6 protein-coding genes are annotated in these 8,111 nt (G+C 61.7%); 3 read left to right on the top strand and 3 right to left on the bottom strand.

All coding sequences use genetic code 11. From position 1 onward, the window contains the following. Positions 1-291: 291 nt before the first annotated feature. The 3 genes from AC07OG_RS03515 to AC07OG_RS03505 all read right to left on the bottom strand — a co-directional run bounded on the left by AC07OG_RS03515 (position 292) and on the right by AC07OG_RS03505 (position 5,189). Positions 292-996 carry an SPOR domain-containing protein gene (locus tag AC07OG_RS03515; protein ID WP_060542615.1) on the bottom strand — a complete coding sequence of 235 codons (705 nt, stop codon included), beginning with the start codon at positions 994-996 and terminating at the stop codon, positions 292-294. Position 997: 1 nt separating this feature from the next. Continuing rightward, positions 998-2,734, bottom strand: coding sequence for an arginine--tRNA ligase (gene argS / locus AC07OG_RS03510; protein ID WP_495066233.1), 1,737 nt, complete (start codon positions 2,732-2,734; stop codon positions 998-1,000). A 235-nt stretch (positions 2,735-2,969) separates the two neighbouring features. Beyond that, a complete protein-coding gene (locus tag AC07OG_RS03505) occupies positions 2,970-5,189 on the bottom strand; it encodes a primosomal protein N' (RefSeq protein WP_495066232.1) in 2,220 nt (739 codons plus the stop codon). Between the two features lie 281 nt (positions 5,190-5,470). Between AC07OG_RS03505 and rpmE the strand changes: the two genes are divergently transcribed. The 3 genes from rpmE (at position 5,471) to AC07OG_RS03490 (ending at position 7,965) form a co-directional block, all read left to right on the top strand. Further along, positions 5,471-5,689 (top strand): 50S ribosomal protein L31, encoded by a 219-nt coding sequence (gene rpmE, locus AC07OG_RS03500; RefSeq protein ID WP_008047849.1) that lies wholly within the window; start codon positions 5,471-5,473, stop codon positions 5,687-5,689. A gap of 35 nt (positions 5,690-5,724) precedes the next feature. Beyond that, complete coding sequence (locus AC07OG_RS03495) at positions 5,725-6,513, top strand: thermonuclease family protein (protein WP_495066358.1); 789 nt, start codon at positions 5,725-5,727, stop codon at positions 6,511-6,513. A 183-nt stretch (positions 6,514-6,696) separates the two neighbouring features. Next, positions 6,697-7,965: a malic enzyme-like NAD(P)-binding protein gene (locus tag AC07OG_RS03490; protein WP_060542618.1), complete on the top strand. Its 1,269-nt coding sequence runs from the start codon at positions 6,697-6,699 to the stop codon at positions 7,963-7,965. The last annotated feature ends 146 nt before the right edge of the window (positions 7,966-8,111 follow it).

The raw sequence follows: 8,111 nt of genomic DNA, 5'->3' as shown, positions 1-8,111 counted from the left end.
AGGGGTTTTGGGGGCGCTTCGCACCCCAGCGGGGGCAAGCCCCCTCGCCACAGGGGTTTTGGGGGCGCTTCGCACCCCAACGGGGGCAAGCCCCCTCGCCACAGGGGTTTTGGGGGCGCTTCGCACCCCAGCGGGGGCAAGCCCCCTCGCCACAGGGGTTTTGGGGGCGCTTCGCACCCCAGCGGGGGCAAGCCCCCTCGCCACAGAGGTTTGGGGATGCTTAAGCCCCTCACCACAGGGGCGGTGGGGTGCTTAAGCCCCCTCACTACAAGGTTTGGGGGCGAGCTCTATTCAGCGGTTCTGGCGTTGTTGTAACAACAGATTGCTGAACCCGGCGCCGGCCAGTTGCTTCTGGGCTGTGGTCAGTTGTTCGCGGTTGCTGAACGGACCGACCAGAACGCGATACCAGGTTTCGTCTTTCACGGTGCCGGACTCGACCGCCACAGCCTGGCCGAGCAGGATGATCTGCGCACGAACCTTGTCTGCGTCAGCCTCTTTGCGGAACGAGCCCGCCTGCAGGAAGAACCTGGTCACCGGCGCAGCCTTGACCGGCGGCGCTGGCGGCGGCGTGATACCGGCCAGGGCTGCCTGCGCGCGGGCGGTATCGATCTTCGCCGCTTCCGCCGGGGTAACCGGCGTCGTCGGAATCGCCGGCACTTGTGGCGTCGGCAGGGTTTTTTCCGGCACGGCGTCCGGCGGCACGATGACTTCCGATTCCGGCAGCAAGGTGTAGAAGTCGTACTTCGGCTTCACCGGTTGCGTCGGGCTCGGCGGCGTCTTGTTGGCCTCGGCGATCTTGGCTTTCTGCTGTTGCTCGACCTTTTCGCGTTTGACCGTGTCACTGCCTTTGCCGGGCTCCAGCTTCATCAGGAACACGATGAACGCGCCGACCGTCAGGCCGATGGCCATCCACAGCCAGCCCGGGATCGGCTGCTTTGCTGGAGCTTGGTAACGGCTGGCGCCACGCTTGGGTGCAGGTTTTTTCTTGGCAGCCAACTTACATACGCTCCAGAGTTTCCAGGCCCAAGAGTTCCAGGCCTTGCTTGAGAGTGCGGCCGGTCAGCGCGGCGAGGCGCAGGCGGCTCTGCATTTGTGCCGGGGTGTCGGCGGCGAGGATCGGGCAGTTCTCGTAGAAACTGGAGAACAGGCCGGCGACATCGTACAGGTAGGTGCAGAGGGTGTGCGGCGTGCCTTTTTCCGACACATTGTTCAGCACTTCGCCAAACTGCGCGAGTTTCGCTGCCAGTTCATGCTCGTGCGGCGCCTCCAGAACGATCTGGCCTTCGACTTCGCTGAATTCCTTGCCGAGTTTGCGGAATACGCCAGCCACGCGGGTGTAGGCATACAGCAGATACGGCGCGGTATTGCCTTCGAAGTTCAGCATCAGATCGAAGTTGAAGCTGTAGTCGCTGGTGCGGTGCTTGGACAGGTCGGCGTATTTCACCGCACCGATGCCCACGACCTTGGCGATGTTGCGCAGGTCGGCCTCGGCCAGCTCCGGGTTCTTGTCCTTCACCAGGGTGTAGGCGCGCTCCTGGGCTTCGGTCAGCAGGTCGATCAGCTTCACGGTGCCGCCGTCACGGGTCTTGAATGGACGGCCGTCAGCGCCGTTCATGGTGCCGAAGCCCATGTGTTCCATTTCCATCGGATGGGTCACGAAGCCGGCCTTGCGCGCCACGGCGAACACTTGCTGGAAGTGCAGGGCCTGACGCTGGTCGACGAAATACAGCGCGCGATCAGCCTTGAGCTTGCCGCTGCGGTAGCGCACGGCGGCCAGGTCGGTGGTGGCGTACAGGTAGCCGCCATCGGCCTTGACGATGATGACAGGCAGCGGGTCGCCATCGGCATTTTTGAATTCGTCAAGGAACACGCATTGGGCGCCGTTACTCTCGACCAGCATGCCGGCGGCCTTGAGGTCATTGACCACGTTGATCAGGTCGTCGTTGTAGGCGCTTTCGCCCATCACGTCGGCCATGGTCAGTTTGACGTTGAGCAGTTCGTAGATCTTCTGGCAGTGGGACAGCGAGATGTCCTTGAACTTGGTCCACAGGGCCAGGCAGTCGGCATCGCCGGCCTGCAGCTTGACCACCAGGCCACGGGCGCGGTCGGCGAACTCTTCGGATTCGTCGAAGCGTTGCTTGGCGGCACGGTAGAAGTTTTCCAGGTCCGACAGTTCGTCGCTGGTGATCGGGTTTTCCTGCAGGTAGGCCATCAGCATGCCGAACTGGGTGCCCCAGTCGCCGACGTGGTTCTGACGGATCACTTCGTCGCCGAGGAATTCCAGGACACGTGCCACGCCGTCGCCGATGATGGTCGAGCGCAAGTGGCCGACGTGCATTTCTTTGGCCAGGTTCGGTGCCGACAGGTCAACCACCGTACGCTGCACCGCAGCGGCCTTGCGCACACCAATGCGCTCGTCGGCCAGGGCCGCGTCCAGGCGCGAAGCCAGGGCCTGGGTGTTCTGGAAGAAGTTCAGGAAGCCGGGACCTGCGATTTCGGTCTTGCTGACGTTTTCGTCTGCCGGCAGCGCGGCGATGATTTTCTCGGCCAGGTCGCGTGGCTTCATGCCCGCAGGCTTGGCCAGCATCATCGCGATGTTGCTGGCGAAGTCGCCGTTCTTCTTGTCACGAGAGTTTTCCACCTGGATCGCCGGCGACAGGCCTTCAGGCAACACACCTTCGTTGACGAGTTGGGTGATGGCTTGTTGGATCAGCTGGCGAATGGTGTCTTTCATGGTCTTCTCTTTCGACCGCTGGCGCGGCGGCGCATCGTGCGCTGGTGGAAAAACTGGGCATTATCCGTTGCGAAGACGGGCTTGCCAACCTTAGCAGGCTGCTTATGGATGTGTGGTGACAAATAGACCGCTTTTGCGAGCAAGCCCGCTCCCACAAGGGTGGTGATATGACGCAGAACATGTGAACGCCGCGGGTCCTGTGGGAGCGGGCTTGCTCGCGAAAGCGATCCGCCAATCAATACAGATCCACGGGATCGACATCCAGGGACCAACGCACCGCCCGTCCGCTCGGCATCTGCTCCAGCACCAGCAACCAACTGGCCAGCAACCGATGCAACGGCGCCCGAGCCGTGGCCTGCAACAATAGTTGCGCCCGATATCGCCCGGCCCGGCGTTCCATCGGCGCCGGCACCGGCCCCAGCAGTTCAATTCCGGTCAGGTTCTGTTCGGCCAGCAAACGTTCGGCTTCGCTGCACGCCTCATCAAGAAATCCTTCCGCCTGCCCCGGTTTATGCGCTTCGGCCCGCAGCAGCGCCAGGTGCGCAAACGGTGGCAGGCCCGCCGCACGACGTTCACTCAAGGCCTGCTCGGCAAAGGCGAAATAGCCTTGCTCGGTCAATTGCACCAGCAACGGGTGATCAGCCAGGTGGGTCTGGATGATCACCTTGCCGGGCTCTTCGGCGCGGCCAGCACGGCCCGCGACCTGGACGATCAGCTGCGCCATGCGCTCGCTGGCGCGGAAATCACCGGAGAACAAGCCGCCATCAGCGTCGAGGATCGAGACCAGCGTTACCCGTGGAAAGTGGTGTCCTTTGGCAAGCATTTGCGTGCCGATCAGAATGCACGGCTGGCCTTTCTGAATGGTCGCGAACAACTGGTTCATTGCGTCCTTGCGCGACGTGCTATCGCGGTCTACCCGCAGCACCGGATAATCCGGGAACAGAATCGCCAGGCGCTCTTCGGCCCGTTCAGTGCCGGCACCTACCGGGCGCAAGTCGACCTTGTTGCATTTAGGGCACTGGCGCGGCACGCGTTCGACGTAGCCGCAATGGTGACAACGCAGTTCCCCGTAACGTTGATGCACGGTCATGCGCGCGTCGCAGCGCTGGCATTCGGACATCCAGCCGCAGTCATGACACAGCAGGGTTGGCGCAAAGCCCCGGCGGTTGAGGAAAACCAGAACTTGCTGACCGGCAGCAAGGGTCTGGCCGATGGCCTGTTGCATCGGCCCGGAAATGCCGCTGTCCAGCGGGCGACTTTTTACGTCCAGGCGCAGGAATCGCGGCTGCTTGGCGCCACCGGCACGTTCGTTCAGCCGTAACAGCCCATAGCGACCGGTGTAGGCGTTGTGCAGGCTTTCCAGCGAGGGTGTGGCGGACCCGAGGACAATCGGAATGTTTTCCTGCCGCGCTCTGACCAGTGCAAGGTCACGGGCGTGATAACGCAGGCCTTCCTGCTGCTTATAAGAGCCATCGTGCTCTTCGTCGATGATGATCAGCCCGGGGTTCTTCATTGGCGTGAACAGCGCCGAGCGGGTGCCGATGATGATGTCGGCCTCGCCGTCCCGGGCGGCAAGCCAGGCCTCGAGGCGCTCGCGATCATTGACCGCCGAGTGGATCAGGGCGATGCGTGCATTGAAGCGTTGTTCGAAGCGCGCCAGGGTCTGCGGCCCTAGGTTGATTTCCGGGATCAGCACCAAGGCCTGTTTACCGGCTTCCAGGGTTTCGCGGATCAGCTGCAAATACACTTCGGTCTTGCCGCTGCCGGTGACGCCGGCCAGCAGGAAGGCGTGATAGCTGTCGAAGCCGGCGCGAATCGCTTCATACGCGGCCTGCTGTTCGGGGTTGAGCGGCAGCTCCGGTTGCGCCAGCCAGTGTTCGTGGCGAGCACCAGGGGCGTGCCGGCGAATTTCGACCTGCACCAGATCTTTGGCCAGCAGCAGATCGAGGCTGTCCTTGCTCAGCATCAATTTGCTCAGTAACTGATGGGCGACGCCGTGGGGATGCTGCGCGAGTGTCGCCAGGGCTTCGCGCTGGCGCGGGGCGCGGGCGATGCGCGGGTCATCGAGGCTGGCGCCGGGTGCGGCGGACCAGAAGCGCTCCTGGCGTGCTTCAGCCAGTTCGCCCTGACGCAGCAGCACCGGCAACGCCCAGCTCAGGGTGTCGCCAAGGCTGTGCTGATAATACTGCGAGGTCCACAGGCACAGTTTGAACAGCGCCGGTGGCAGCGGCGGCGTGGTGTCGAGCAGGGCCAGGGCCGGCTTGAGTTTTTCTGCGGGTACTTCACTGGTGTCGGTGACTTCCACCAGGATTCCGATCATTTCCCGTCGACCGAACGGCACTCGCAGGCGCATGCCGGGGTGCAACTGGGCGCGCAGCACCCCGGCCGGCGCGCGATAGTCGAACAGGCGGCGCAGAGGCGAAGGCAGGGCGAGGCGCAAAATGGCGTCGGGCACGCGGGGATCTCGATAGGCGGAACAAACAGCAGAGCTATGACCTGTGGGAGCGGGCTTGCTCGCGAAGACGGAGTGTCAGTCAGCATTCAAGTCGTCTGACACACCGCTTTCGCGAGCAAGCCCGCTCCCACAGGGACGGCGATTTGGTCGGGAGCCTAGCAGACGACCGGTTTGAGGGACAGCTTGCGTGATTGGCATTGTCTGGTAGAATCCGCGGCCTAATTACGTGCGGTATTCAACAATAGTGTTGGGTGGCGGCACGCTAGCCCGAGGAAGACACCATGAAAGCTGATATCCATCCAGAATACCCAGCAGTTGCTGTTACCTGCAGCTGCGGCAACAAGTTCGAAACCCGTTCGACCTTCGGCAAAGCCCTGGCGATCGACGTTTGCAACGAATGCCACCCGTTCTACACCGGTAAGCAGAAGACTCTGGACACTGGCGGCCGCGTTCAGCGCTTCGCCGACCGTTTCGGTGCATTCGGTGCGAAAAAGGCCTAAGGCCGATCAACTTGGGAAGCCGTTACGGTTTTTCCTTGCTGATGAAAAAGGCGTCCCTGGTGGGCGCCTTTTTTATGTCCGCGATTTGGCTATCAACGGCCCAGGCCTTCTGTCCGGCGCCCATCGGCCTGACCTCGGTCGCGGTAGAACGCGTGATAGACGGCGACACCTTGCGCCTGAACGATGGCCGCAGCGTGCGCTTGATCGGCTTGAATACCCCGGAGCTGGGCAAAAAGGGGCGTAGCGACGAACCCTTCGCCGTGGCCGCGCGCAAACGCCTCGAAGCGCTGGTGGCGGCGAGCGATGGACGGGTCCAATTGTTGCCCGGTAAAGAAAGCAAAGATCACTACGGCCGTACCCTGGCCCATGTCTACGGTGCCGATGGAGCCAACTTCGAAGCGCAAATGCTCGCCGAGGGCCTGGGTTTTCACGTCGCGGTCGCACCGAATGTCGATCTGGTCTTCTGTCAGCAAGAGGCGGAACGCAGCGCCCGTCAGGCCGGGCTCGGCGTGTGGCGCCAGTCACCTGTGCTGAAAGCGGATCAGATCAACGCTCCCGGCTTTGCCGTGCTCAGCGGTCGTGTGAGCAAGGTTCAACGCAATCGCGGCGGGTTTTGGATCGAGTTGCAGGATTCAGTTGTATTGCACGTTGCCCCCAATTGGCTGGCGCGGTTCGATGAAAAATCTCTGGAAGGGTTGAAAGGCAGGCAAGTCGAGGCTCGCGGCTGGGTGCTGGACCGTTCGCGACGTGGAGGGCGAAAGGAAGGGCAGGCGCGCTGGATGTTGCAATTGACCGACCCGGCGATGCTTCAGGCAACGCAATGATAAAAAATTGTAGACATTTTTTATTTCGATTGTGAACACTGTATCCCTTGTGTTCCGTGGCTCTTGGGCCAAAGTCGTAGAGCAGGGCGCTTGACAGGGGTGACCGGTCAGTCTTGTGGGGACTTTGCGAGGCGCGTATCCTCGCTGACCAGTCTGTCCCACAGTAAAAAGCGGAATGCCAAAATGTCTGATCTGAAAACTGCCGCTCTCGAATATCATGCCAATCCTCGTCCAGGGAAGCTGAGTGTCGAGCTCACCAAGGCCACTGCTACCGCCCGCGACCTGTCGCTGGCCTACAGCCCGGGCGTAGCCGAACCAGTGCGCGAGATCGCCCGCGATCCTGAACTGGCCTACAAGTACACCGGCAAAGGCAACCTGGTCGCAGTTATTTCCGATGGCACCGCGATTCTCGGCCTGGGTAACCTCGGCCCATTGGCCTCCAAGCCAGTAATGGAAGGCAAAGGCGTACTGTTCAAACGCTTCGCCGGCATTGATGTTTTCGACATCGAAGTCGACTCCGAAAGCCCGCAAGCCTTCATCGACACCGTCAAGCGCATCTCCATCACCTTCGGCGGCATCAACCTGGAAGACATCAAGGCGCCTGAGTGCTTTGAGATCGAGCGCACCCTGATCGAGCAGTGCGACATTCCGGTATTCCACGATGACCAGCACGGCACCGCCATCGTGACCGCCGCAGGCATGATCAACGCCCTGGAAATCGCCGGCAAAACCCTGGCGCAAGCCAAGATCGTTTGCCTGGGCGCCGGCGCCGCCGCTATCTCCTGCATGAAATTGCTGGTGAGCATGGGCGCCAACATCGAAAACATCTACATGGTTGACCGTACCGGCGTGATCCATTCCGGCCGTGACGACCTGAACCAGTACAAGGCCGTGTTCGCTCACGCGACTGACAAGCGCACCCTGGCTGACGCACTGCAAGGCGCGGACGTATTCGTCGGCCTGTCCGGCCCGAACCTGCTGAGCCCTGAGGGCCTGCTGTCGATGGCGGCCAACCCGATCGTGTTCGCGTGCTCCAACCCGGATCCGGAAATCTCCCCGGAACTGGCCCACGCCACGCGTAACGACGTGATCATGGCTACCGGCCGTTCGGACTACCCGAACCAGGTCAACAACGTACTGGGCTTCCCGTTCATCTTCCGTGGTGCCCTGGACGTTCGCGCCAAGCGCATCAACGAAGAAATGAAAGTGGCTGCTGCCAATGCCCTGCGCGAACTGGCCAAGCTGCCAGTGCCTCAGGAAGTGTGCGACGCCTACGGCGGCATCAAGCTGGAATTCGGTCGTGAGTACATCATTCCAAAACCAATGGATGCCCGTCTGATCACCCTGATCTCCGACGCTGTGGCCAAGGCTGCGATCGAAACCGGCGTGGCGACCCTGCCGTATCCGAAGAACTACCCGCTCAAAAGCGTGGATGATGTGTTCAACGGCTAAGTCGTTGTAGCGCTTCAACAAAAAGCCCCGGCTCGTGAGAGTCGGGGCTTTTTTGTGCCTGAAAGTTTTGTGTCTAGAGTGACGGCCGCATCGCCAGCAGGCTAGCTCCCACCTTGAAATGCGATCCTCTGTGGGAGCTAGCCTGC

The sequence above is a fragment of the Pseudomonas sp. GW821-FHT09H03 genome (assembly GCF_059415945.1).
This window is presented reverse-complemented; position numbering and strand designations above follow the sequence as displayed.